Here is a 22,855-nt window from a genome sequence, read left to right on the forward strand (position 1 = left end):
CCACGGCCTAGGGTGGCTGACCGTGAGTGCTGCCAACGACCGCCTGGTCTGGATCGACTGCGAGATGACCGGCCTCGACCTCGGGGCCGACGCCCTGGTCGAGGTCGCCGCCCTGGTGACCGACTTCGACCTCAACGTCCTCGGCGAGGGCGTCGACATCCTCGTCAAGCCACCAGCCGAGGCCCTGGAGCAGATGGTGCCGTTCGTGCGCACGATGCACGAGACCTCCGGGCTGCTCGACCAGCTCGAGCAGGGCGTCACCCTCGCCGAGGCCGAGGCCGAGGTGATGGCCTACCTCCGGGAGCACTGCGCCCCCGATAGCCGTCCCCCGCTGGCCGGCAACACCGTCGCCACCGACCGCGCCTTCCTCGCGCGGGACATGCACGAGCTCGACGGGTTCCTGCACTACCGGATCGTCGACGTGTCCTCGATCAAGGAGCTGTCGCGCCGGTGGTTCCCGCGCGCCTACTTCGCGGCCCCCACCAAGCGGGGCAACCACCGCGCCCTGGCCGACATCCAGGAGAGCATCGAGGAGCTGCGCTACTACCGCGAGACCGTCTTCGTCACCCCGCCCGGACCCGACACGACCACGGCCCGCGAGGTCGCGTCCCGCCACGGCGGAGCCCTCACCGGGCTCGGTCCGACGCCCGCCGAGGCCACCGCGAAGCCCTCCTCACCGGTCGCCTCCGAGACCACCGCGCAAACCGATTCTGAGACTGCGCCCTAGACCCTCTACACTTTCTCCCGGTCCTGCCGGTGCTTCGCCGAGCAGGTTCATGGTGGGTATAGCTCAGCTGGTAGAGCGCCGCCTTGTGGTGGCGGATGTCGCGGGTTCAAGTCCCGTTACTCACCCCAACAGATTCGGCCCCTGACCTGCGGCAACGCAGTCAGGGGCCGCTTCGCTTCTCGCACATCAGACCTCGTCCCGGGTCGAGCCGGCCTGCGGTGCGCGGCGCCTCCTCGGTCACGGCGCGGGATCACGTCGCGCGACGAGGCCCTCAGCTCACGGCATGTCGCCGATGCTCACCGGCCGCGCGTCGGGGTGGGCATGCCACCACCGGTGGTTCAGCGACGTGCGGGCGGAGTCGTAGAGGTGGTCGACGAGCCAGCGTCGGGCCTCTGCCCGGGTGACGAAGCGGTGCGCGAAGCTCCGCTGGCCCCGCTCCGAGTAGAAGACCACCCAGCCACCGCCCTCCGGAAGGACGTAGAGGCCCTCGGCCCCGTCGTAGCGGTCGTCCCGGACGGATGTCGAGGCGAGACCATGCCGCTCGACCCACCGGTCGACGTCCTCCCGCGTCACCGAGATCAGGTCGACGAACCTGACCTCGTCGATCGAGACGCCGGTCGGCAGCTGGTCGACGGCCCACCTGAACGTGTTCCCTCCCAGGATCGCGCGGATCTGATCGTCGGGCGGCCGAGGTGTGAGCTGCAGGGACATGTCCACTTCCACGCGTGAGGGCGCAGGTCGTCGACGACCTGATGGTGAACGAGTCTGCTTCATCGGCCGCAGGTTCATCGCGATGCCGCTCGGTCATGCCGCGCGCATGGGCCCGTGCGCGCCGGAGGGACCGACCAGATTCCTCGAAACAGTGGTGTTGCATCCGTGTGAACCCGGCTATAGTGAGGAAATATTCAGAACTGAGAGGATCCTCATGCTGAGACACGACGAAACTCACCAGGGACTCCATGCCGAGCAGGGCCGCCTCGCCGGAGAGCACCGGGGACGCTCGGTGAACCCCGTCATCAAGGTGCAGGACATCGCGTGGCTGGAGTTCGAGAAGCCGGACCTCGCCGCGGCGGAGGTGTTCGCGCGGGCCTTCGGCTTCACCCCGGTGCACCGCACCGCCGGCGAGCTGACCCTGCGGGGCTCACTGCCGGGCGCTCCGTGCGTGATCATCCGCAAGGGAGCCGCCTCACGCTTCGTCGGCCCGGCCTTCCGCGCCGCGGATCGGGGCGACCTGGACCGGCTCGCCGCCGTCACCGGCACGCGGGTCCGTGCGCTTCCCGAGCACCTCGGCGGCGCGAGCGTCGACGTGCGCGAGCCGGCCGGGACCCGGGTGCGGGTGGTCGCCGACGTCATCGAGCACCCCTCGCTCCCCCCTCAGAGCGCGCTCGACCTCAACGTGGGCGGAGCACGGTCGCGCACCAACCGGCCCCAGCGACCGCCCCGCGAGCCGGCGCGTGTCGAGCGCCTCGGGCACGTCGTCCTGCAGACCCCGCGGTTCCGCGCGTCGCTGGACTGGTACCTCGACCACCTCGGACTGATCGTCAGCGACTTCCTGTACTTCCCCGGCCAGCGGGACCGCGGACCCACCATGGGCTTCATCAGGTGCGACCGGGGGGACACACCGGCCGACCACCACACCCTGGCCATGACGCTGGGACCGAGGAACCGGTACGTGCACTCGGCCTACCAGGTGGCCGACCTCGACGCCCTGGCAGCCGGCGGTGAGTACCTGAAGGACCTCGGCTACCAGCACTCCTGGGGCATCGGCCGGCACATCCAGGGCAGCCAGATCTTCGACTACTGGCGCGACCCCGACGGGTTCCTGGTCGAGCACTTCAGCGACGGCGACGTCTTCGACGCGTCCCTGGAGCCCGGCTGGGCCCCGATGACCGCCTCCGGCCTGGCCCAGTGGGGACCGCCGGCCAGCGCCGACTTCCTGGGGATCGCGCCCGGGCGGGAGTCCCTGTCCGAGGCGATGTCCATGGCGCGAGCCTTGCGCGCCGACAACGAGTTCGACCTGTCCCGCCTCGCGGGCCTGCTGAAGGTGGCCCGCTCATGACGCTCTCCGTGCTCCGCACCTCCGAGTCCTGGTGGCTCAGCCGTCCCGACGGCGCCGTACGCATCGAGACGTCGGCCACCACGACCGGTGCGCTGCTGGCCGATCGCGCCGCGGTCGAGGCCGCGCGCACCGGCGGCACACCCGTTCCGACCGACGAGCTCACCCTCGTCTCCCCCGTCACCACGCCGTGTCGGGTCGTCGCCCAGATGACCAACTTCGCCTCGCATGCCGCGGACGCCAACATGGACCCGCGCGCGGTGCCGTTGACCTTCTTCCGCAAGGCGTCGGGGTCGATCAGCGGCCCGTTCGCCGACATCGTCCGCCCGGCCCACGTGACCTTGTTGGACTACGAGGTGGAGATCGGCATCGTCGTGGGACGCGACGTGCCGGTCGGTACGACGGTGACCGCGGACGACCTGCCCGACCTGGTCGCCGCCCTGGTCGTCACCAACGACGTCTCGGCCCGCGACGTCCAGCTGCCCAAGACGCAGTTCTACGAGTCGAAGTCCTACCCGGGCTTCACCCCGGTCGGCCCGGCCCTGGTGATCCTGGAACCCGGTGAGCTCGACCGCTTCTCCGACCTCCGCCTCCAGCTGTGGGTCAACGGTGAGCTGCGCCAGGACGAGACCGTGGCCGACATCATCTACGGACCCCTGGAGGCGCTGCAGGCCCTCAGCCGGTTCCAGCACCTGGCGGCCGGGGACCTGCTGCTCACCGGCACGCCCGTCGGGACCGCGCTCAGCGCGCCTGCGAAGGTCGTCGAGATCGTCGGATCGCTGCTGCCGGCAGCCACCAAGTGGCGACTGTTTTTCTCCAAGCAACGCTCGAACCCTCGCTACCTGCAGGACGGCGACCTGGTCGAGGCAGCCATCGCCACGGACGACGGGGCCGTCGACCTCGGGCGTCAGCGCGGGACCGTCCGGTGGACGCGGTGAGCACCAGTCCGCTGTGGCCCCGCTACGACAGTCCGGACGACCTCGCCGCGATCGAGGCGGTGCCGCTGGCCGAGCGAGGGCTGCCGGCCACCACGTACGAGCTGCTGCGCAGCGCGGCCGAGCGACGCCCCGAGCACGTCGCGCTCGACGTCATGCCCGACGCGGCCCGGTGGCGCGACAGCGTGGCCACGACGTACGCCGAGCTGCTCGCCGACGTCCACCGCACCGCCAACGTCCTGCACTCGGTCGGGGTCGGGCGCGGCGACGCGGTCACCCTGCTCTCCCCGAACTGTGCGGCACTGATCCCCACGATGCTCGCCGCGCAGCTCGCCGGGATCGCCGCCCCGGTCAACCACGCCCTCGCGCCCGACCACGTCCGTCACCTCGTGCGGCTGTCCGGGTCACGGGTCCTGGTCGCCGCCGGACCCGAGCTCGACCCCGGTGTCTGGCGCACCGTCGAGGCCCTGACCGCCGACGGTCTCGTCGACACCGTCCTGGTCCTGCGACCCACGGGGACGACCGGCGAGCCTCCCGCGGTGACGCTGCCCGGGGTGGACGTCTCCTACCTCGCGGCCCGAACCCCGGGTGAGTCGGCCCGCACCTTCACCGGCATCCCGCCGGAGGCCGACGACATCGCCGCCCTGTTCCACACCGGCGGCACGACCGGTGCCCCCAAGCTCGCGGCCCACACGCACCGCGGCGAGGTGAGCGATGCCTGGATGCTCGCCGCGAACGGGCTGCTCGGTCCCGACGCCCGGCTCCTCGCCGCCCTGCCCCTCTTCCACGTCAACGCCCTGGTCGTCACCCTGCTCGCCCCGCTGTTCAAGGCCCAGACGGCCGTCTGGGCGGGCCCCCTGGGCTACCGCGACGTCGACCTCTACGGCTGCTTCTGGCAGGTCGTCGAGCACCACCGCATCAGCACCATGAGCGCGGTCCCCACGGTCTACTCCGTCCTGGCGCAGGTCCCGGTGACCGCCGACATCTCGTCGCTGCGATTCGCGATGGTCGGCGCGTCCGCGCTGCCGGACGCCGTCCGGTCCGACTTCGAGTCACGTACCGGCGTGCCCCTGGTCGAGGGCTACGGGCTCACCGAGGCGACCTGCGCCAGCGTCCGCAGCTTTCCCGGCGCCCCGCGGCGCGGCTCCGTGGGCCAGCGGATGCCCTACCAGCGGCTCAAGACCGTCCGTGTGGAGGAGGACGGGTCCTGGGTCGACCTCCCGCGCGGGCAGCACGGGGTGCTGGCGATCAGCGGCCCGACCGTCTTCGCCGGGTACGTCGTCGGTCACGGTCCGGACGGCCTCGTGCTCGACGCCGGGTCCAGCGTGGTGGACGGCTGGCTCGACACCGGCGACCTGGCCTGGATCGACGATGACGACTTCGTCCACCTGACGGGGCGCGCCAAGGACCTCATCATCCGCGGCGGCCACAACATCAACCCCGCCACCGTCGAGGAGGCCCTTCTCTCCCACCCGTCGGTCACCGGAGCCGGCGTGGTGGGCGAGCCCGACGAGCACGCCGGCGAGGTGCCGGTCGCGTTCGTGACCCTGTCCCAGGACACGACCGAGGACGAGCTGCTCGCCTGGGCGAGCACCCGGGTGGCCGAGCGTGCCGCCGCGCCACGACGCGTCACGGTCCTCGACGCGCTGCCCGTCACCGACGTGGGCAAGCCCTTCAAGCTCGAGCTGCGCGCCCGAGCGGTCCAACGCGCCGTCGCCGCCCGGCTCGACGACGTCCCCGGCCTGCTCGAGGTCCGCTCGGTCGTCGAGGACGGGATCGTCGTGGCAGTCGTCTCGCTCGAGTCGACCGAGTCCGCGGAGGCCATCGGTGAGCGGCTCGCCCGCCTCGACGTACCCACGCGGATCGAGGCGGCGTCGTGAACAGCGTCGTGCTGGCCCTGACCGTCGCGGTCTCCCTCGCCTTCACGGCTGCCGGGGCCGCCAAGCTCGCCGCCACCGACGACATGCGTCGCCGCGCGGACCACCTCGGATGGTCCGTGCGGTCCTACCGCGTCATCGGGACGCTGGAGCTCGCCGGAGCGGCAGGACTCCTCGTCGGCCTGGCCCTCACCGGGCTCGCCGTCGCCGCCGCGGCCGCACTGGTCATGCTCATGGCCGGCGCCGTCGCCGTCCACCTGCGCAGCGGCGACGCCGTGACCGCCGCCGTCCCGGCCGCCGTCCTCGGAGCCGCGACCGTCGTGCTCCTGGTGCTCAGGGTGTTCGTCGTGGACGCAGCATGAGCAGCCGTCCGTCCGTGCCTGCGGCCGTGCCCGTCGTCATCGTCGGCGCGGGGCCGACCGGCACCACCGCCGCCCTCGCGCTGGGACAGCGTGGCGTGGAGTGCCTCGTCCTGGACCGGTGGGACGACGTGTATCCCCAGCCGCGCGCCGTGCACCTCGACGACGAGGTGCATCGGATCATCTCCCGACTGGGGATCGGCGCCGAGTTCCGTAAGATCTCGCGCCCGGGCGGCGGTCTGCGGCTCGTGGATCGCCGGATGCGGGCGCTGGGCGAGTTCGCGCGTGACGGCATCTCACCGGTCACCGGCTACCCCCGCGCCAACATGTTCGACCAGCCGGACCTCGAACGCCTGCTGCGCTCGACGGCGCGCGAGCACCCCTCGGTCGAGATCCGCGGCGGGGTCAGCGTCACCGCCGTCCGGCAGGTCGGCCCCGACCGGGTGCGCGTCCACTTCCAGGACCTCGACACCACCGAGGAGCACACCGTCGAGGCGGGGTTCGTCCTGGGCTGCGACGGCGCCCACAGCGTCGTACGACGATCGATCGGCTCCTCGATGTCCGACCTCGGCTTCGAGCAGCGCTGGCTGGTCATCGACGTCGAGACGACCGTCGACCTGCAGCACTGGGACGGGGTCCACCAGGTGTGCGACGGATCGCGTGCCGCCACCTACATGCGCATCGGCGAGACCCGGCACCGCTGGGAGTTCCAGCTGCTCGACCACGAGGTCGGCACCGACTTCGAGGACCCGGCCCGGCTCGAGCCGCTGCTGCGGGCGTGGATCGGGACCACCGACCTCACGCAGCTGCACGTCATCCGCACCGCCGAGTACACCTTCCGCGCCTGCCTCGCCGACCGGTGGCGCTCCGGGCGCGTCTTCCTCCTGGGCGACGCCGCCCATCTCACCCCGCCCTTCATCGGCCAAGGACTGGGCGCGGGCCTGCGCGACGCCGACAACCTGTCCTGGAAGGTCGCCGGGTTCCTCGGCGGCCGGCTGGCCGCGGACGTCCTCGACTCCTACGGGCCCGAGCGGGCCACCCACGCTCGCGCCATGATCCTGCTGGCCCGCCGGGTCGGCGTCCTGATGACCAGCGGTCGCCGCGTCGGCGATGCCCTGCGCCGGCTCGCCGTGCCCGCCCTCACCGCGACCCCCGTCCTGCGGCGCCACGTCGTCGACAGCGCGACACCACCCCTCACGGGACGCGACTGGGTCGCCTCCTCGCGCGCCGACCGGCTGGCCGGTCACCTCTGCCCGAACGCCGTGGTCGAGGGTCGTCGACTCGACGACGTCCTCGGCACCCGGTGGGCGCTCGTGACGGCACGGGCCCCTGCCCCCAGCCTCGCCGCGCCGCTCGCCGCCGCCGACTGCGCGGTCGTCACCGTCACGGCCGGCCACGAGCTGGCTGCCTGGCTGAGGACCGGGCGAGCCGCCGCCGCCCTGGTCCGGCCCGACCGGACGGTGCTGGCCTCCGGGCCGGACGTCGCCACCGTGGCAGCGACCGCCACGGCCCTCATCGCCCCACGAACCACGGAGATCGCCTCGTGACCACGACCATCCCCGCCTACCGGCGCGACATCTACGGACCCGCCGCGATCGTGGATCCCTACCCGCACTACGCCCGGCTGCGAGCGCTCGGGCCCGTCGTACGGCTGAGCAGGCAGCGGGCCCTCGCGGTCGCCCGCTACGCGGACTGCAAGTCCGTGCTGCTCGACGACACCACCTTCGTCTCAGGTCGCGGCGTCGCCCTGAACCCCGTCGCCAACCGCCTGGGCCGCGGCACCACGCTCATCAGCGACGGCGACGAGCACGTTCAACGGCGCCAGACCCTCGCCCACCGTCTCACCCCCAAGGCGCTGCGATCGATGCGCGAGGAGATCGGGGAGCGCGCCGACGCCGTCGTCGCAGCCGCCGTGGACCGGGGAACGGTCGACGGCGTCCGCGACATCGCCGAGGCCCTGCCGACCTCGTTCGTCCCCGACCTCATCGGCTGGCCCCAGGAGGGCCGCGAACACCTGCTCCGGTGGGCCGGAGCCACCTTCGACTCCCTCGGTCCCCTCAACGCACGCGCCGTGCGCACCGCCCCGGCGAGCGTCGCGATGATGCGGTTCGCCCGGGCGGTGGTTCGACGTCGCACCATGCTCCCCGGGTCGATGGGCGACGAGCTCCTCCAGCGGGTCGACCGCGGAGAGCTGGCGCGCTCGGAGTGCCCGGCCCTGATGGTCGACTACCTCGCCCCCTCCCTCGACACCACCATCAGCGCGATCGCCAGCTCGCTGATGCTGCTGGCCCAGCACCCCGAGCAGTGGCAGGCGTTGCGTGACGATCGCTCGCTGGTGCCCAACGCGGTGAACGAGGTCGTCCGGATCCACTCGCCGCTGCGCGCGTTCGCCCGGGTGGCGGCGGCAGAGACCCACATCGACGGCGTCACGATCCCCCGGGGAGCACGCGTCGTCGTGCTCTACGCCTCCGCCAACCGCGACGAGCGCCAGTGGCAGGACCCCACCCGCTTCGACGTGACTCGCGACGCGACCCCGCAGCTGGGGTTCGGGCACGGCACCCATGGGTGCGCCGGCCAAGGACTCGCCCGGCTCGAGACCCAGTCGATCCTGCACTCGCTGCTCGAGCGCGTCGAGCGGATCGAGCTCGTCGGGTCTCCCGTGTGGGGCCTCAACAACATCATCCACAAGCTCGACCAGCTTCCCCTGCGGCTGGTCGCCCGACGAGACGGAGTACAGGCATGAAGATCCTGGTCGACTACGACCGCTGCGAGGGCCACGGACTGTGCGCCGAGCAGGCCCCCGCCATCTTCGAGATCGACGACGACGGCGACCTGATCTACCACCTCGGCGACGCCGAGGTCCCCGAGGCCGAGGTCGATGCCGCACACCGGGCCATCGCCCACTGCCCGGTCGCCGCACTCCGCAACGCATGACACCGCGCAGCGTGGTGCTCGTCGGCGGGTCGACGGCGGGTTCGACCCTGATGCGCGAGCTGCGCCGCCGCGGGTTCGAGGGCGACCTGACCCTGATCGACCCGGCCGACGGCACGCATCGACCGCCCCTGTCCAAGGCCGTCCTCACCAGCAGCACCGACAGCGCCGACAGCGCCGACAGCGCCGAACGGTCGGTCGTCATCGACCACGCCGGACTCGGCATGACCCACCATCGCTCGGCCGCCGTCGGTCTCGACCCGGACGCCCGCCACGTCGTCACCGCGGACGGGGAGCACCACCGGTACGACGCGTTGGTCGTCGCGACCGGCGCGCACGCCCGACGCCTCGCCGAGCCCGGCCAGCGGGGCGAGGTCGTGCTCCGCACCCTCACCGACGCCCGTGACCTCCGCCGACGTATGGCGGACTCCACGACAGCGGTGGTCGTGGGTGGTGGCTTCCTCGGGTTCGAGGTCGCCACCGCGATCGCCCACCGCGGCACAGCGGTCACCATCGTCGATCCGCAGCCACCGCTGCCGTTGCTGGGGCCCTACCTGGCGGCCCGCATCGTCGAGCGGGCCGAGGCGATGGGCATCACCGTCCTGACGTCGTCGGCCACGCTCATCGGCAACCCCGTCAGCGGCGTGGAGCTCGGCGACGGGAGGCGGCTCGAGGCCGATCTCGTCGTCAGCTGCGTGGGTGACCTGCCGGCGACATCGTGGCTCGCAGGGACCCCGCTCGGGACGCCCCGCGGAGTCCAGATCGACGAGCTCGCTCGGACCTCGGCACCGGGGGTCTACGCCATCGGCGACGTCGCGTTCGTCCGCTCCGGCGGCGTTGCGCGACGAACGCCGCAGTGGGCCAACGCCGTCACCCAGGCACGGGTCGCCGCAGCAGCGGTCCTCGGGCAACCCGTCGCCGACCCGATCGTCGATCCCTACTACTGGACCGACATCGCCGGTCTCCCCGTCAAGATCGTCGGTCCGTTGCCCACGCGGGGCACCCCCGCAGTACTCGAGGACGCGGGAGACGCCGGGGCGATCCTTGCGTGGGAAGGGCCGACGGTCGCCGCCATCGGGCTGCGCCGACCGGCCTCGAAGCTCCGAGCGATCGCGCGCAGCCTCGCTACCATCAGGACATGACGCGACCACCCACGGTCGGCACCCGCTTCGACCAACGGCGCGCCAAGACCCGGGCCTCCCTGATCACAGCGGCCCAGGCGCTGCTGGCCGAGGGCCGATCCTCCGCGACCATCCAGGAGGTCACGGAACGCGCCGACGTCGGCACGGGTTCCTTCTACAACCACTTCAGCTCCCGGGACGACCTGTTCGTGGCAGCGATCGCGGACGCCGCCGAGCGCTACGCGCAGCTGCTCGACACCCTCGGCACCGACCGGGACGACCCGGCCGCCTTGTTCTCGCGCAGCTTCAGGCTCACCGGCCGACTGCATCGGCGCGAGCGACAGCTCAGCCGCATCCTGCTCGCACACGGCCACCAGCTGTCGCAGGCCGACTCGGGATTCGCGCCCCGGGCACGGCGGGACATCGAGGCGGCACACCATGCGGGAAGGTTCCACGCGCCAGACATCGACCGCGCCATGGTCGTGGTGACGGGGTCCATGATCGAGCTCGGACACCTGCTTCACGACCGACCGGATCGCGACGACGCAGCAACAGTCGATGCGGTCACATCGGACGTGCTCGTGGCACTCGGCATGTCACGAACCGAAGCGGAGGCACTGTGTGACGAGACGCTTCCGATATTGCCGGCGCTCACCGGCTGACCCCATACCGATCGAGCGAGGCAGTGGCGGGTCCGCTCGTCCGTGCAGTCGACCGACCGGCCGGTTGGATAGCCTCCCCCGCGTGAGCGACGTTGCGTGGTCCGAAGGCCGCTGGACCCACGACCCTGCCCACGTCGAGGTCGTCGGGGACGGCCTCGTCGTCACCGCTCGTGCAGGCAGCGACGCCTGGCGCACCACGTCCTACGGCTTCGTCCACGACAGCGAGCATGCTCTCCTGACCGCTCACGAACAGGACACCGCGTTCGAGGTGTCGTTCGACCTCGACTTCTCGAACCAGTTCGACCAGGCCGGCATCTTCCTCCGCGTCGACCCGGAGACGTGGATCAAGGCCGGTGTCGAGCTCAGCGATGGCGTGGAGAACCTCGGCGCCGTCGTCACGCGCGGCGAGTCCGACTGGTCGCTGTCGCCCGTGCCGAGCTGGGCCGGGCGCCGCGTCACCGTTCGTGCGAGCCGGGCCGGCAACGCGGTGACCATTCGCGCCCGGGTCGACTCGGAGCCCTGGCAGCTGGTCCGGGTGGCACCGTTGGACGCCTCCGCGGTGGTGCACTCCGGGCCGTACTGCTGCGCCCCGTCGGCTGATCCCCTCACCGTTCACTTCACGTCCTGGCGTCGAGCGGCCGCAGACGCGGGCCTCCACCCCGACGGCTGAGGGAGTACGGCGTCCCGGCTCCCTACGCCCGGGTGCGATACCTGACCTGAGTCAGGCATCATGGGGACGTGAGCACGATCGAGACGGTCCGTCGGTTCAACCGCACCTACACCCAGCGCATCGGCGCGCTCGACGACTCGTTCCTAGGCCTCGGACTGCCGCTGGGGTCGGCCCGGCTGCTGTTCGAGATCGGCGTCCCCGGTACGCCGGGCGCGGGCGTCGGCGAGCTGCGCGAGCGGCTGGGGCTCGACTCGGGCTACCTCAGCCGGCTGCTGCGCGACCTCGAGTCCCGTGGCCTGGCGCTGACCGAGCCCGACCCGGCCGACCGCCGCCGGCGGCTGGCGCGCCTCACGCCCGACGGCCACGCCCTGCGCCGGCGCCTCGAGACCCGCTCCGACGACCTCGCCGAGCGGCTCGTCGCCCCGCTCACCGACCGCCAGCGCGACCGGCTCGTGGCGGCCTTGGCGACCGCCGACCTGCTCGTGCGCGCCGCGACCGTGACGCTGCAGCAGGTCGACCCGTCCGGTCCGCTCGCGACCCTGGCCGTGGGGCACTACCTCGCCGAGCTCGACGATCGGTTCCCCGACGGGTTCGACCCGGGCACGCCCGCGCCGCTCGACACGTTCACCGTCGCCACCAGCGACGGGGCGCCGGTCGCGTGCGGCGGGCTCCAGCAGATCGCGCCGGGGGTCGACGAGGTCAAGCGGATGTGGGTCGACCCCGCCTGGCGCGGGGCCGGGCTGGGGTCACGGCTGCTGCGCCACCTCGAGGACGCCGCTCGCGGGCGCGGGCGGGGCGTCGTACGGCTGGACACGAACGGGACGCTCACCGAGGCGATCGCGATGTACGAGCGGGCGGGCTACCGGCGCATCGAGCGCTACAACGACAACCCCTACGCCGAGGTGTTCTTCGCCAAGGAGCTCTCGTAGGCCTCGCGGGTCCAGAACGCCAGCCGCGCCGGCTTGGTCGACAGCGTGATGACCGGGCCGAGCTCGAAGCCGAGCCGCTGCACGAGCGCGACGGCCTTGGCGTTGCGGTCGTCGGGCTCGGCCACCACCCGGCGTACGGCGGGGTCGGCGAAGACCTGCTGGGCCAGGAAGCCGACCACCTCGGCGGTGAAGCCGGGCCGGGCCAGTGTGGCCGGGGCGAGCATGAAGTGGATGCCGACGTCACCCTCGAGCACCGCGAAGTGCTCCCCGACCTCCTCGGCCCGGGGGTCGTAGGTCTGGAAGAGCGCGACGGGCCGGTCGTCGTCGCGGACGAGGTAGGCCGCGTGGGTGGGCTGCTCGGCGATCCACTCGTAGACCTCGCGAACCTCCTCGAGCGTGTGGTCCTGCATCATCCAGAACTGCGCGCGGTCCTCGACGACCCAGGCGTGGACCACCTCGGCGTCGCTCGCCGGGTCGAGCGGGTCGAGTCGCAGGGTCATGTCGGCTCCGGGGTGTCGAGGGTCAGCAGGTCCCAGTCGGTGACGATCGGCGCGAGGCGGGCCTCGGCCCACAGCGGCAGCTGGTCGACGTGGTGGGCATCGCCCGGCACGGCCGAGGCGCCCATCGGGACGACCCAGCCGCCGGCGGTGCGGTCGGCGAGGTCCCAGACGTAGCGGGCGACCGCGCCGCGGTAGGCACCGTCGCTGAGGCCCGGCAGCGAGCCCACGCAGCGCACGCAGTCCTGGTCGCCGCTGAGCGGGACGGCGGGAACAGGTGGTGCGGTGCGCTCGGAGGAGAGGTCGAAGGCGTGGACCGGGTCGAAGACGTGGGTGGCGCCCCAGCTCTCGGGCCAGCCCGTCGCGAGCACGTCGTCGTCGGCGAGCCGGGCGGTCTCGGCCAGGTCGATGCCGAACGGGGTGCCGGCCGCGGCCAGCGCCGGCAGGGCCAGCCCGACCATCACGGTGACGTCGAACCACGGCGCGACCAGCGGGTCGGGTGCCGGCTCGCGCAACGGGTCGAAGACCGGGTGGGCGGCGATCCGCGTGACGAACGCCGAGCGCCAGGCGGCGTAGGCCGCCGCGTCGGCGGACTCGGCGCGCATGTGGCCGTCCCAGTCGGCCAGGCGGGCGGGCGCTAGGTGGCGCAGGGCGTCACGGCCGCCGAGGAGCGCGTCGTCGTGGATGGCGGTGAAGTCGTCGACCGTGAGGCCGGTGCGCTCGCCCAGCAGCTCGCGGATCCGGTCGGCGCGGTGGGGCGGCGCGAAGTCGCGGCCGATCTCGGCGCTCTCGGGTCCGCGGCGGTCGTTGGCGGTGACGACCTGGCCGGCCGGGCCGACGTCGACGCGGTGCCGGTCGGTGCGCCAGCCGGTCCAGCGGCGCCCGCCGTCGGGGGTGACCTCGCGGGTCGGCACCCGGCCGGCCCAGCGGTAGCGGACGCTGCCGTGGACGTCGGCGATCACCACGTTGTTGACGGGCTCGACCCAGTGCTCGAAGGCGGCGTCGACGTCGTCGACGGTGCGGGCGCGCAGCAGCGGCAGCAGCGACTCGAAGCCGACGTCGCCGAGCACGGTCGACGGGCCGCGGAAGCCCACGCCGGGCAGCACCGTCGGCCCGTCGTGGTCGGGACCCACCTCGTCGAGGTCCTGGTAGTCGGCCATCGCGTTGGTGATCGCCCAGGCGACGTCGCCGGCATGGGCGAAGTGCTGGACGCCGGGCACCCCGGCGAACGAGAACCCGACGACGTCGAACGGGTCGTCGGGGTCGTCGCAGGCCAGGCGGACCTGGTGGTAGACGCCGGGCGACTCGAACGTGCGGTGGGGGTCGCCGCCGATGAGCGGCAGGCCCGAGGCGGTGCGGTCGCCGCCGACGGCCCAGGCGTTGCTGCCGGCCGGCAGCGGACCCTCGTGGGACAGCAGTGCCGCGTCGGCGCCGAGCGCGGCCTCGACCCGCCGCTCCCACAGCGTGCTGCCGATGTCGGCGAAGAGGACCTGCTGGGCGTGGAACGTCGCCAGGGGCATCCACACCGGCCATGGCTCGGGCTCCAGGTCCACGGTGACCAGCTCGGGCGGCACGGTGGCCGCCGGGTCGGCGAGCGCGGCGTTGACCCCCTCGACGTACGCCGTCACGAAGGCCTGCGTCTCAGCGCCCAGGCCGTCGAAGGCCCGGCGGGCGGTGTCGACGATGCGCACGTGGCCGGCGAAGCGGTCCCACGCGTCCCCGGCCACGCCGAGCACCCCGGCGGTGGTGCCGGTGGCCCGGCGACGCAGCCACTCGAGCTGCCACGCGCGATCGCGGCCGACGGCGAGGCCCTGGCCGCGGGCCAGGTCGAGGACGTCGGTCGCCCGCACGTGCGGGACGCCGAAGGGGTCACGATAGATCCGAGCCATGGTGAGGCGACCCTAACCTGCGCCGGCCGTGAGGCCAGAGGGAGCGACGGGCCGGGTGTCGCGCCGGGGCAGGCGGACGGCGACCGTCGTCCCCACCCCCACGGCCGAGGCCACCTCGATCGTGCCGCCGTGGTGCTCGACGATTCCCCGCGAGATCGACAGGCCCAGACCACTGCCCTGGATGGCGCGCCGCTGGGCCAGTGAGGAGCGGAAGAACCGGGTGAACAGCTGCCCCTGCTCCTCCTCCGGGATCCCGATGCCGGTGTCGGCCACCCGCAGGACGGAGTGGGTCGCGCCGTCCTCGGCGACGAGCGTGACGGTGACGGATCCCCCGTCGTCGGTGAACTTCACGGCGTTGCTGAGCAGGTTGACGACCAGCCGCTCCACCATCTCCTCGTTGCCGTACGCCGGGACGGGCCCTCCGGGAGGGCCAGCGTGACGTCGAGCCGGCGCGACCGCTCCCACGACGGCGCCACCACCTGGTAGGCGGTGCGGACCGGGTCGCGCAGGTCGAACTCGTCCTCGTCGCGCAGGCCGCCCTCGGTGACGTGCGACAGGGTCAGCAGGTCGTCGATGAGGGACAGCAGGCGTTGGCTGTTGGACTGCACGCGCAGCAGGGCGTCGACCTGGGCGCTGTCGAGCGTGCCGAGCGTGCCGTCGGCCAGCATCTCGAGGTAGCCCAGGATGCTGGTGAGCGGGGTGCGCAGCTCGTGACTGACCGTGGAGACGAACTGGTCCTTGACCGCATCGACGTCCTGCAGGCGCTCGACCGCGCGGCGCTCGGTCTCGAGGGCGTCGCGCAGCGCCTGCTCGGTGTCGAGCCGGTCGGTGACGTCCTCGGAGGTCGCGACGAACCCGGTCGTCTCCCCCTCGGGGGCCAGCCGGGTCAGCGTCATCGCGTGCGTGCGCTCGATGCCGTCCTTGCGCCGGAAGCGGACCAGGGTGTTGACCAGGCGCCGATGGACCATGGCCTCGGTGACGGCGCCGAAGTCGTCCTCGACCTGGAGCTCGGCGGCCTTGTCGCTGATGGCCTGGTGGCTGTGCAGCATCCGGGTCCCCCGGCCCAGCACCTCCTCGGCCCGGTAGCCCAGCAGCCGCTCGGCCCCCGGGTTGAACAGGGTCACCCGCCCCTGGGGGTCGGTGCCGACGATGGCGACCCCGGAGGCGCCGTCGACGATGCCTCGCACGAGGTCACGCTCGTTGGCGGTACGGCGGGCGGCGTCGCGGTACTCCCCGACGCGCAGGACACACGGCACCACGATCACCGCGCAGCTGGCGCAGAAGGCCGACAGGAACACCCCGCGCAGACCGGCGGGCAGGTCGTAGCGGAGCGGGATGTCGGCGAACGGGCCGGCGTCGTTGCTGGTCAGCACGACCGCCAGCACCACGACCCCGAGCAGCTGGACCAGCGACTCGAGGGCCGTGACACGCAGGGCACCCCACGCCAGGAGCGGGATCACCAGGAAGACGATCGCGGGGGACGCCTCGGGCACGAGCAGGAACGGCGTGGCGACCACGATCGCCACCCACTGGGCGATGCGCTCGCCACGGCGCGCGATCGCCGCCTGCGTGGGCAGCCGCAGGAAGAACGGGACGAAGCACAGGTGGGACGCAGTGTGGGCCAGGCCCACGCTCAGCGCGGCCCGACCCGGGTGCTCCAGGCCGTCGGCGACGGCGAACACGGCCACCAGGGGCGCGGCGACGACACCGGCCAGGACGCAGGCCGCGAGGTAGCGGCGCAGCTCGTCGTCGGTGCGCAGCTCGGGGCGCCGTCCGTCGGCCCGCTGCAGCAGCCGGGCCGCCAGGAGCACCTCGACCATGGTCGTCACGACCGCGCCCAGCACGAGCGTGCCGGGCAGACCGCTCCAGGAGGTGGCCGCGGCGGCGACCAGCCCGACGGCCAGGGCCACGACCGGCCGCCACCGCGGGACGGACAGGACGACCGCCCCGGTGCCGAGACCGATCGGCCACAGTCCGGCCAGGTGCTCTGGACCACCCCCACGGGACGTGAGCCAGCCGAGGACGGCGAACAGGAGCAGCAGCCCCACGACGCCTGCGCCCCGCTGCTGGCGCACGGGGCGCGTCACCCACCTCGACACCCTCCTCAGTGTGCCGGTCGGCGCCTCCCCCCACACGCGAACCCCCAGGTCGTACGGTGACCGGGTGACCTCGGACCCACGCAGCGACCACCCCACCTATGACGTCGTCGTCGTCGGAGGGGGCCACAACGGTCTGGTCGCCGCGGCCTACCTGGCCCGCGCCGGGCTCTCCGTGCAGGTGCTCGAGCGGCTCGACCACACCGGGGGCGCCGCCGTGTCGGCCGCGGCCTTCGCCGGGCACCCGACGCGGCTCTCGCGCTACTCCTACCTGGTCTCGGTGATGCCGGAGCAGCTGATGGCCGACCTGCGCCTCGACATCCAGCTCCTCTCGCGCCGTACGGCGTCGTACACCCCCACGCTGCGCGACCAGAGGCCCGGCGGCCTGCTCGTCGAGCGGCACGAGCGCGACGCCACGCGCGCCTCGTTCCTCGAGCTGACCGGCGGCGAGACCGAGTACGACGCCTGGCGCGAGTTCTACGCCGACGTCGCCGAGATGGCCCACGTCGTCGCGCCGACGCTGCTCGAGCCGCTGCCCCACGAGCGCGACGTGCGCGACCGGGTCGACCCCGGCATCTGGCGCGACCTCGTCACGCGACCGCTCGGCGAGGCCGTCGAGCGCCGGTTCACCGACGACACCGTGCGCGGGGTGGTCGCGACCGACGCGCTGATCGGCACCTTCGCCTCGCTGCACGATCCCTCGCTGGTGCAGAACCGCTGCTTCCTCTACCACCTCATCGGCAACGGCAAGGGCGAGTGGCGGGTGCCCGTCGGCGGCATGGGCTCGCTCAGCGGCGCGCTCGAGAAGGCAGCGCGCTCGGCCGGCGCCGACATCGTCACCGAGGCCGGGGTGAGCGCGATCCGCGCCGACCAGACCGGCGGCGGCGAGGTCGACTGGACCGCCCCCGACGGCACCACCCACACCGTCGGCGCGCGCTTCGTGCTGGCCAACGTGGCGCCGTGGGTGCTGCGCATCCTGCTCGGCGAGCCCGAGGACCCCGACACCAAGCCCGAGGGCTCTCAACTCAAGATCAACCTGCTGCTCGACCGGCTCCCCCGGCTGCGCTCGGGCGTCGACCCGACCGTCGCCTTTGCCGGCACCCTGCACCTCGGCGAGGACTACTCCCAGCTCGAGGCGGCGTACGCCGACGCGGCGGCCGGACGCGTGCCCGCGGCCATGCCCGGCGAGGTCTACTGCCACTCGCTGAGCGACCCGAGCATCCTGGGCGACGTCCCGCCCGGCACCCACACGCTGACCTACTTCGGCCTGCACACCCCGGCGTCGCTGTTCGACGCCGACCCCGAGGGCGCCAAGCGGCTGGCCGTCGAGCGGGCGATCGCCTCCCTCGACCAGCACCTCGTCGAGCCGCTGATGTCGTGCGTGGCCTTCGACGCCCAGGGCGACCCGTGCGTCGAGGCCAAGATCCCCCAGGACGTCGAGCGCGACCTCGCGATGCCCGGCGGCCACATCTTCCACGGCGACCTCGACTGGCCCTGGGCGTCCGCCCGGGCCCGTCTCGACACCCCGGCGCAGCGGTGGGGTGTGCAGACCGACCGCGACGCCGTCCTGCTCTGCGGCTCCGGCTCGCGCCGCGGAGGCGCGGTCTCCGGCCTGGGCGGCCACCACGCCGCGCAGGCCGTGCTCGAGTCGCTCTGAGGCCCGTGCGAGGCGACGTGACCGATCTCGATTTCATCGCGCCGATCCCCGCTGGTAACGTTCTGTCTCGCGTTCACCGCACGCGGCATTAGCTCAATTGGCAGAGCAGCTGACTCTTAATCAGCGGGTTCGGGGTTCGAGTCCCTGATGCCGTACAGATACAGCCCCCGATCCGGTCACCCGGATCGGGGGCTGTCGTCGTCCCCGGCCCCTCAGAGGTGTCGGGGCAGCCGGATCGTCACGGTGGTGCCGTGCCCGGGGTCGCTGGCGACGTCGACCGTCGCGTGGTGGGCCCGGCAGATGTCGCGCACCAGCCCCAACCCGATGCCGATGCCCTGGACCGCCTGGTCGCGGGCGTGCTCCGCGCGCCAGAAGGGGTCGAAGACCTGATCGACCTCGTCGGCGGTCATCCCGACGCCGGAGTCGGTCACGGTGATCAGCACGTGGTCCTCGTGCCCGGTGACGCCGAGGGTGACGGTCCCCGGCGACGAGGTGTACTTCACGGCGTTGGAGACCAGGTTCTCGAGCACCTGCTCGATCTTCGGCGCATCGACGGTGGCCCACTCGGGCTGCGCGGCGTCGAGCCGCAGGCTCAGCACGGCCGACTGGGCCTGGGCGGCGAAGGTGCGGACCACCCCCTCGGCCAGGCCGGAGATGTCGGTCGGGGCCGGCGAGAGGTCCCGGCGCTGCTCGGCGGTGTCGAGGAGCTCCTGGATCCGCAGCTCGAGGTTGCGCGCGGCCTTGCGGATGCGGTCGAGGGTTTCGACGACGAAGGACCCGCTCCGTGCCCCGGGACCGGCCACCGACTGCCCCGTGAGGCCTGCAGGAACGCCGTCTCCGAGCTCCTCGGTCAGCAGCTCGAGGTAGCCGACGATCGCGGTGAGCGGGGTCCGCAGCTCGTGGGAGACCGTGGTGATGAACTCCTCCTTGGTCCGCAACGAGCGGGCCAGGTCGGTGACGTTGTAGGCGACGATGAGGGTGCCCCAGGCGGTGCCGTCGGAGCGCCGGACCGTCTTGGCGTTGGCGATGATCGCGATCTGGTGCCCGAGGGGCCCGATCCACTCCATCTCGTGGTTCTCCAGGTCGCCACGCAGCGCCCGCGGCACGATCTGGTCCTCGAACGGGATGACGGTCTTGTTGTCGGCGCGGCGGACGTGGTGCCCGGCGTACGGCGGCTCGTCGAGTCGGAAGCCGGCCGCGGCCACGGCCGCCTCGGCGAGGGAGTTGGCCATCACCAGGCGCTCCTCGGTGTCGTAGAAGGCCAGGGCCACCTCGACGGACTCGAAGAGGGTGCGCGACAGCAGGGCGCTGTCGCGCGCCTGCCGCAGCGAGTCCTGCAGCTCCTTGTTGGCCTCGCTCAGGCGCCGCTGGCTCGCCTCGAGCTGCCGGGCGGCCTCACCGACCGCGACGGACAGCCCGGTGATCAGGACGGGCAGGGTGACGACCCGGGCGATGTCGATCGAGCTCGAGGGGGCGGGCCCGTGGACGAGGATAGGGAGCAGCGTGATGAAGAACGAACCCGCCACCGCGACCAGGATCACCCAGCGGCGGAAGGCGTAGGCGAGCCAGATCACCGGGAACACCGCCAGGATCCCCACCGAGGGCAGGTCATCCACGTAGGCCAGGCGCATGAGCGCCACCCCGACGATGTCGGCCACCGCGAGCGTCATCATCGACCCGGTCGTCCGCCACCGCCACGGCAGCGCCAGGAAGAGGCAGCTCACGACGAGGATCACCCCGATCCCGGCCACCGCCTCCGCCGATCTCGCCCTCTCCGGGATGGCCCACAGACTCTCGCCGGTGACGAACAACGACCCGACCAGCAACGGGAACTGCGCACGCAGGAAGGCCCGCCGACGGCCGCCCAGCTTCTGCGTCGTCTCGTAGACCGGCATGGCGCCACTCCTCACAGACGCACCACGCCAGACCGGCTCAGTCGGCCGAGGTTGCGTCGATCAGTCCTCGTGCTAGCGGGCAGCGGCGTCCTGGGGCAGCGGCGACGCAGCCCGCCGACTCAGGGAGCGGCCTGGATGGTGGGCCCGGTCTCAGCCGCCTTCTCCTTGACAGCACCAACGGCCTCGGAGGCCTTCTCCTTGGCGGTCTCGGCGACGGTGACGGCCACCTCGCCCGCCTTCTCCTTCACGGCCCCGGCGGCGGCCTGGACCTGGGGGTTCTCCGCGACCTTCTGGGCGCTGGCGCGGATCTGCTCGTAGCGGTCGCGACCTGCCTTGGCGCCGACGACGTAGCCGGCAGCGAACGCCGCGGCGAGGGTGAGCTTGGACATGGCGGACCTCCTGGATCGATGTGTCCCCCTGTCTAGCAACAAGACCCACCCGCCGGTTCACGCCGCGGGGTGGAGGGGAGCGCAGCGCTCAGAGGTAGAGGCCGGCCGACTCGTCGGCGAGGCGGTCGGCGGCCACGGCGTGCACGTCGCGCTCGCGCATCACGACGTAGGTCTCGCCGTGCACCTCGACCTCGGACTTGTCGTCGGGGTCGAACAGCACCCGGTCGCCCACCTCGACGGAGCGCGCGTGGGGGCCGACCGCGGCGACGACGGCCCAGGCCAGGCGCCGGGCACCCATGGCCGCGGTCGCGGGGATCACGATGCCTCCGGAGGAGCGCCGCTCCCCCGCCTCGTCGTCGAGCTCGCACAGGATGCGGTCGTGCAGCATCTTGATCGGCAGCTTGTCGGCCATCTCAGCGCGCCGGACGGGTGCTCAGCGGGTGACGCGGCGGAGCACGACGAGGAGCACGACCGCGCCGACGACACCGCCGACGGTCTTGAGGATGTTGTCGGTGCGTGGCTCGCCGGTGACGGCGTCGACGTAGTGGCCCTTGATCTGGGCGACCTCGCGGCTCACGATCGTCTTGGGGCTCGACCGGTAGAGGAGCTGGTCGATCGTCGTCGCCAGACGCTCACGGGTCTCCGCGATCTCGCGCTCGAGGTCGGCCAGTTCGTCACTCACCCGGGAAGGGTATCCGAGCCCGGGGTCCGCGGGGAGACCGGGAGCAGCGCCCGGTCGATGGTGCGGGGGTCGAAGCCGAACGGCAGCTCGAGCCGGTGGGCCCGCATCAGGTCGTCGTCGGTCAGGACGTCGTACGTCGACCCGTCGGCCACCACGTGCCCGCCGCTGAGCACCACGGCACGCGGGCAGAGCTCGAGGGCGTAGGGCAGGTCGTGGGTCACCATCAGCACGGTGACGTCGAGGGAGCGCAGGATGTCGGCGAGCTCGCGGCGCGAGGCCGGGTCGAGGTTGGACGACGGCTCGTCGAGCACCAGGATCTCGGGCTCCATCGCCAGCACCGTCGCCACGGCCACCCGGCGGCGCTGCCCGAACGACAGGTGGTGCGGCGGGCGGTCGGCGTAGTCGGCCATGCCCACCTGCTCCAGCGCCGCCATCACCCGGGTGTCGAGCGCGGCCCCGGAGAGTCCGAGGTTGGCCGGACCGAAGCCCACGTCAGCGCGCACCGAGCCCATGAAGAGCTGGTCGTCGGGGTCCTGGAAGACGATGCCGACGCGGCGGCGGATCTCGGGGAGGTGCTGCTTCTCGACCGGCAGCCCGCTCACGGTGACCGAGCCGGCCCCCGCGGCGAGGATGCCGTTGAGGTGCAGCACCAGCGTGGTCTTGCCGGCACCGTTGGGCCCGAGCATCGCGACCCGCTCGCCGGCGTGGACGTGGAGGTCGACGCCGAAGAGCGCCTGATGGCCGTCGGGGTAGGCGTAGGCGAGGCCGCGGACGTCGAGGACGGGGGTGCTCACGGGCGGCTCACTGGATCCTCACTGGGGCAGCTTGCCGGTGTAGCCGCGCGACAGCATCGCCAGGTGGACCCGCTCACCGCGCTCGTAGCTGCGGATGAACAGCGCGCCGAACGACTTCGCCAGGACCGGCCAGTGGCGCGGGTCGCTCGCGGTGAAGCCGCGCGACTCGCGGGCCACCTTCATCCGGCGCAGCTCGTCGGTGACGACCTCGAGGTAGCGGATCATGAAGCCCATGATCTGCACCAGCAGGGCGGGCATCCGCAGCCGGGTCAGTCCCTGCAGCAGCGCCTGCGGCTCGGTGGTGGCCGCCAGCGTCACGCTCGCCATCACGCCGAGGGTCGCCGTGGCCAGCAGCTTGGCGCCCGCGTGCGACCCCGACTCGCTCACCGACAGCCCCAGGACGTCGGTGCGCGGACCGGTCGCGACGAACGGCAGCAGCACCGCGAAGAAGACGATCGGGACCTCGACGACCATCCGCTTGAGCACGTACGCCGGGGGCACCCGGCTCAGGCCGATCACGACGAGCAGCAGCCCGAGGTAGGCGGCGTACGCCGGCCACCAGCCGCGCGGGGTCGCGACGACGACGAGCATGAACACCACCAGCGCGACCAGCTTGAGGTGGGCCGGAGCCCGGTGGACCGGGGAGTGCGCGTGGAAGTGCAGCTGGTGGCCGTGGGCGGCGCCCATCA

The 22,855-nt window shown here is 72.6% G+C and carries 24 protein-coding genes and 2 tRNA genes; 15 read left to right on the plus strand and 11 right to left on the minus strand.

The features are described from left to right. The first annotated feature begins 22 nt into the window (after positions 1 to 22). Together orn and FJQ56_RS04065 are read left to right on the plus strand one after the other, a co-directional pair. Positions 23 to 727, plus strand: coding sequence for an oligoribonuclease (orn, locus tag FJQ56_RS04060; protein ID WP_281284654.1), 705 nt, complete (start codon positions 23 to 25; stop codon positions 725 to 727). Positions 728 to 779: 52 nt separating this feature from the next. Then, positions 780 to 855, plus strand: a tRNA-His gene (locus tag FJQ56_RS04065). Between the two features lie 148 nt (positions 856 to 1,003). Here FJQ56_RS04065 and FJQ56_RS04070 read toward each other — a convergent pair. Continuing rightward, positions 1,004 to 1,516 (minus strand): hypothetical protein, encoded by a 513-nt coding sequence (locus FJQ56_RS04070; protein ID WP_140007893.1) that lies wholly within the window; start codon positions 1,514 to 1,516, stop codon positions 1,004 to 1,006. A 214-nt stretch (positions 1,517 to 1,730) separates the two neighbouring features. Here FJQ56_RS04070 and FJQ56_RS04075 point away from each other — a divergent pair, with 214 nt between their 5' ends. The 11 genes from FJQ56_RS04075 (at position 1,731) to FJQ56_RS04125 (ending at position 12,267) form a co-directional block, all read left to right on the plus strand. Further along, the gene (locus tag FJQ56_RS04075; RefSeq protein WP_246083978.1) at positions 1,731 to 2,786 is read left to right on the plus strand and encodes a VOC family protein; all 1,056 of its coding nucleotides are present in this window, start codon (positions 1,731 to 1,733) and stop codon (positions 2,784 to 2,786) included. Further along, the gene (locus FJQ56_RS04080) at positions 2,783 to 3,721 is read left to right on the plus strand and encodes a fumarylacetoacetate hydrolase family protein (protein ID WP_140007895.1); all 939 of its coding nucleotides are present in this window, start codon (positions 2,783 to 2,785) and stop codon (positions 3,719 to 3,721) included. Before FJQ56_RS04075 ends, FJQ56_RS04080 begins: the two co-directional genes overlap by 4 nt. Beyond that, the gene (locus tag FJQ56_RS04085) at positions 3,718 to 5,598 is read left to right on the plus strand and encodes an acyl-CoA synthetase (RefSeq protein ID WP_140007896.1); all 1,881 of its coding nucleotides are present in this window, start codon (positions 3,718 to 3,720) and stop codon (positions 5,596 to 5,598) included. Before FJQ56_RS04080 ends, FJQ56_RS04085 begins: the two co-directional genes overlap by 4 nt. After that, entirely contained in the window at positions 5,595 to 5,957 is a 363-nt protein-coding gene (locus FJQ56_RS04090; RefSeq protein WP_140007897.1) for a DoxX family protein, read from the plus strand. The genes FJQ56_RS04085 and FJQ56_RS04090 overlap by 4 nt, the downstream gene beginning before the upstream one ends. Then, positions 5,954 to 7,501: a bifunctional 3-(3-hydroxy-phenyl)propionate/3-hydroxycinnamic acid hydroxylase MhpA gene (gene mhpA, locus FJQ56_RS04095; RefSeq protein WP_211350745.1), complete on the plus strand. Its 1,548-nt coding sequence runs from the start codon at positions 5,954 to 5,956 to the stop codon at positions 7,499 to 7,501. Before FJQ56_RS04090 ends, mhpA begins: the two co-directional genes overlap by 4 nt. Beyond that, positions 7,498 to 8,697, plus strand: coding sequence for a cytochrome P450 (locus FJQ56_RS04100; protein WP_246083979.1), 1,200 nt, complete (start codon positions 7,498 to 7,500; stop codon positions 8,695 to 8,697). Before mhpA ends, FJQ56_RS04100 begins: the two co-directional genes overlap by 4 nt. Beyond that, complete coding sequence (locus FJQ56_RS04105; protein ID WP_140007898.1) at positions 8,694 to 8,888, plus strand: ferredoxin; 195 nt, start codon at positions 8,694 to 8,696, stop codon at positions 8,886 to 8,888. Before FJQ56_RS04100 ends, FJQ56_RS04105 begins: the two co-directional genes overlap by 4 nt. Further along, a complete protein-coding gene (locus tag FJQ56_RS04110) occupies positions 8,885 to 10,027 on the plus strand; it encodes an NAD(P)/FAD-dependent oxidoreductase (protein ID WP_140007899.1) in 1,143 nt (380 codons plus the stop codon). Before FJQ56_RS04105 ends, FJQ56_RS04110 begins: the two co-directional genes overlap by 4 nt. After that, on the plus strand, positions 10,024 to 10,668 hold the full coding sequence (locus tag FJQ56_RS04115) for a TetR/AcrR family transcriptional regulator (RefSeq protein WP_140007900.1): 645 nt from the start codon (positions 10,024 to 10,026) through the stop codon (positions 10,666 to 10,668). Before FJQ56_RS04110 ends, FJQ56_RS04115 begins: the two co-directional genes overlap by 4 nt. An 82-nt stretch (positions 10,669 to 10,750) precedes the next feature. Then, positions 10,751 to 11,338, plus strand: a complete 588-nt coding sequence (locus tag FJQ56_RS04120) for a DUF1349 domain-containing protein (protein ID WP_246083980.1) — start codon at positions 10,751 to 10,753, stop codon at positions 11,336 to 11,338. Between the two features lie 68 nt (positions 11,339 to 11,406). Then, complete coding sequence (locus FJQ56_RS04125) at positions 11,407 to 12,267, plus strand: bifunctional helix-turn-helix transcriptional regulator/GNAT family N-acetyltransferase (RefSeq protein ID WP_140007902.1); 861 nt, start codon at positions 11,407 to 11,409, stop codon at positions 12,265 to 12,267. Here FJQ56_RS04125 and FJQ56_RS04130 read toward each other — a convergent pair. From FJQ56_RS04130 to FJQ56_RS22365, 4 genes are read right to left on the minus strand one after another with little or no spacing between them, the layout of a single operon-like run. Then, the gene (locus FJQ56_RS04130; protein WP_140007903.1) at positions 12,231 to 12,767 is read right to left on the minus strand and encodes a GNAT family N-acetyltransferase; all 537 of its coding nucleotides are present in this window, start codon (positions 12,765 to 12,767) and stop codon (positions 12,231 to 12,233) included. The genes FJQ56_RS04125 and FJQ56_RS04130 overlap by 37 nt on opposite strands. After that, a complete protein-coding gene (locus tag FJQ56_RS04135) occupies positions 12,764 to 14,653 on the minus strand; it encodes a penicillin acylase family protein (RefSeq protein WP_140007904.1) in 1,890 nt (629 codons plus the stop codon). The genes FJQ56_RS04130 and FJQ56_RS04135 overlap by 4 nt, the downstream gene beginning before the upstream one ends. 12 nt (positions 14,654 to 14,665) lie before the next feature. After that, positions 14,666 to 15,040: a sensor histidine kinase gene (locus FJQ56_RS04140; protein ID WP_170215250.1), complete on the minus strand. Its 375-nt coding sequence runs from the start codon at positions 15,038 to 15,040 to the stop codon at positions 14,666 to 14,668. Continuing rightward, positions 15,001 to 16,740 (minus strand): histidine kinase dimerization/phospho-acceptor domain-containing protein, encoded by a 1,740-nt coding sequence (locus FJQ56_RS22365; RefSeq protein ID WP_246083981.1) that lies wholly within the window; start codon positions 16,738 to 16,740, stop codon positions 15,001 to 15,003. The genes FJQ56_RS04140 and FJQ56_RS22365 overlap by 40 nt, the downstream gene beginning before the upstream one ends. A 76-nt stretch (positions 16,741 to 16,816) precedes the next feature. Between FJQ56_RS22365 and FJQ56_RS04150 the strand changes: the two genes are divergently transcribed. Together FJQ56_RS04150 and FJQ56_RS04155 are read left to right on the plus strand one after the other, a co-directional pair. After that, positions 16,817 to 18,406, plus strand: coding sequence for a phytoene desaturase family protein (locus FJQ56_RS04150; protein ID WP_246083982.1), 1,590 nt, complete (start codon positions 16,817 to 16,819; stop codon positions 18,404 to 18,406). A gap of 82 nt (positions 18,407 to 18,488) precedes the next feature. Continuing rightward, positions 18,489 to 18,561 (plus strand) — tRNA-Lys (locus tag FJQ56_RS04155). Between the two features lie 57 nt (positions 18,562 to 18,618). Here the strand turns inward: FJQ56_RS04155 and FJQ56_RS04160 are convergent. The 6 genes from FJQ56_RS04160 to cbiQ all read right to left on the minus strand — a co-directional run bounded on the left by FJQ56_RS04160 (position 18,619) and on the right by cbiQ (position 22,853). Next, on the minus strand, positions 18,619 to 20,301 hold the full coding sequence (locus tag FJQ56_RS04160; RefSeq protein WP_140007907.1) for a sensor histidine kinase: 1,683 nt from the start codon (positions 20,299 to 20,301) through the stop codon (positions 18,619 to 18,621). Positions 20,302 to 20,420: 119 nt separating this feature from the next. Beyond that, a complete protein-coding gene (locus tag FJQ56_RS04165; protein ID WP_211350747.1) occupies positions 20,421 to 20,690 on the minus strand; it encodes a hypothetical protein in 270 nt (89 codons plus the stop codon). An 88-nt stretch (positions 20,691 to 20,778) separates the two neighbouring features. Further along, complete coding sequence (locus tag FJQ56_RS04170) at positions 20,779 to 21,102, minus strand: GroES family chaperonin (protein ID WP_140007908.1); 324 nt, start codon at positions 21,100 to 21,102, stop codon at positions 20,779 to 20,781. A 21-nt stretch (positions 21,103 to 21,123) separates the two neighbouring features. Next, positions 21,124 to 21,372 (minus strand): DUF3618 domain-containing protein, encoded by a 249-nt coding sequence (locus FJQ56_RS04175; protein ID WP_140007909.1) that lies wholly within the window; start codon positions 21,370 to 21,372, stop codon positions 21,124 to 21,126. Continuing rightward, positions 21,369 to 22,166 (minus strand): energy-coupling factor ABC transporter ATP-binding protein, encoded by a 798-nt coding sequence (locus FJQ56_RS04180; protein ID WP_140007910.1) that lies wholly within the window; start codon positions 22,164 to 22,166, stop codon positions 21,369 to 21,371. The genes FJQ56_RS04175 and FJQ56_RS04180 overlap by 4 nt, the downstream gene beginning before the upstream one ends. Positions 22,167 to 22,184: 18 nt before the next feature. After that, the gene (cbiQ, locus tag FJQ56_RS04185) at positions 22,185 to 22,853 is read right to left on the minus strand and encodes a cobalt ECF transporter T component CbiQ (RefSeq protein ID WP_140007911.1); all 669 of its coding nucleotides are present in this window, start codon (positions 22,851 to 22,853) and stop codon (positions 22,185 to 22,187) included. Positions 22,854 to 22,855: the final 2 nt, after the last annotated feature.

The sequence above is a fragment of the Nocardioides plantarum genome (assembly GCF_006346395.1).
In the GTDB taxonomy this organism is placed as follows: Bacteria; Actinomycetota; Actinomycetes; order Propionibacteriales; family Nocardioidaceae; genus Nocardioides; species Nocardioides plantarum.

What these genes read in the sequence shown, in the direction of transcription:
- FJQ56_RS04165 (WP_211350747.1), bottom strand. Translation starts at nt 20,690, where the DNA reads ATGTCCAAGCTCACCCTCGCCGCGGCGTTCGCTGCCGGCTACGTCGTC.
- FJQ56_RS04110 (WP_140007899.1), top strand. Translation starts at nt 8,885, where the DNA reads ATGACACCGCGCAGCGTGGTGCTCGTCGGCGGGTCGACGGCGGGTTCG.
- FJQ56_RS04135 (WP_140007904.1), bottom strand. Translation starts at nt 14,653, where the DNA reads ATGGCTCGGATCTATCGTGACCCCTTCGGCGTCCCGCACGTGCGGGCG.
- FJQ56_RS04170 (WP_140007908.1), bottom strand. Translation starts at nt 21,102, where the DNA reads ATGGCCGACAAGCTGCCGATCAAGATGCTGCACGACCGCATCCTGTGC.
- FJQ56_RS04160 (WP_140007907.1), bottom strand. Translation starts at nt 20,301, where the DNA reads ATGCCGGTCTACGAGACGACGCAGAAGCTGGGCGGCCGTCGGCGGGCC.
- FJQ56_RS04105 (WP_140007898.1), top strand. Translation starts at nt 8,694, where the DNA reads ATGAAGATCCTGGTCGACTACGACCGCTGCGAGGGCCACGGACTGTGC.
- FJQ56_RS04070 (WP_140007893.1), bottom strand. Translation starts at nt 1,516, where the DNA reads ATGAACCTGCGGCCGATGAAGCAGACTCGTTCACCATCAGGTCGTCGA.
- FJQ56_RS04130 (WP_140007903.1), bottom strand. Translation starts at nt 12,767, where the DNA reads ATGACCCTGCGACTCGACCCGCTCGACCCGGCGAGCGACGCCGAGGTG.
- cbiQ (WP_140007911.1), bottom strand. Translation starts at nt 22,853, where the DNA reads ATGGGCGCCGCCCACGGCCACCAGCTGCACTTCCACGCGCACTCCCCG.
- FJQ56_RS04080 (WP_140007895.1), top strand. Translation starts at nt 2,783, where the DNA reads ATGACGCTCTCCGTGCTCCGCACCTCCGAGTCCTGGTGGCTCAGCCGT.
- FJQ56_RS04115 (WP_140007900.1), top strand. Translation starts at nt 10,024, where the DNA reads ATGACGCGACCACCCACGGTCGGCACCCGCTTCGACCAACGGCGCGCC.
- mhpA (WP_211350745.1), top strand. Translation starts at nt 5,954, where the DNA reads ATGAGCAGCCGTCCGTCCGTGCCTGCGGCCGTGCCCGTCGTCATCGTC.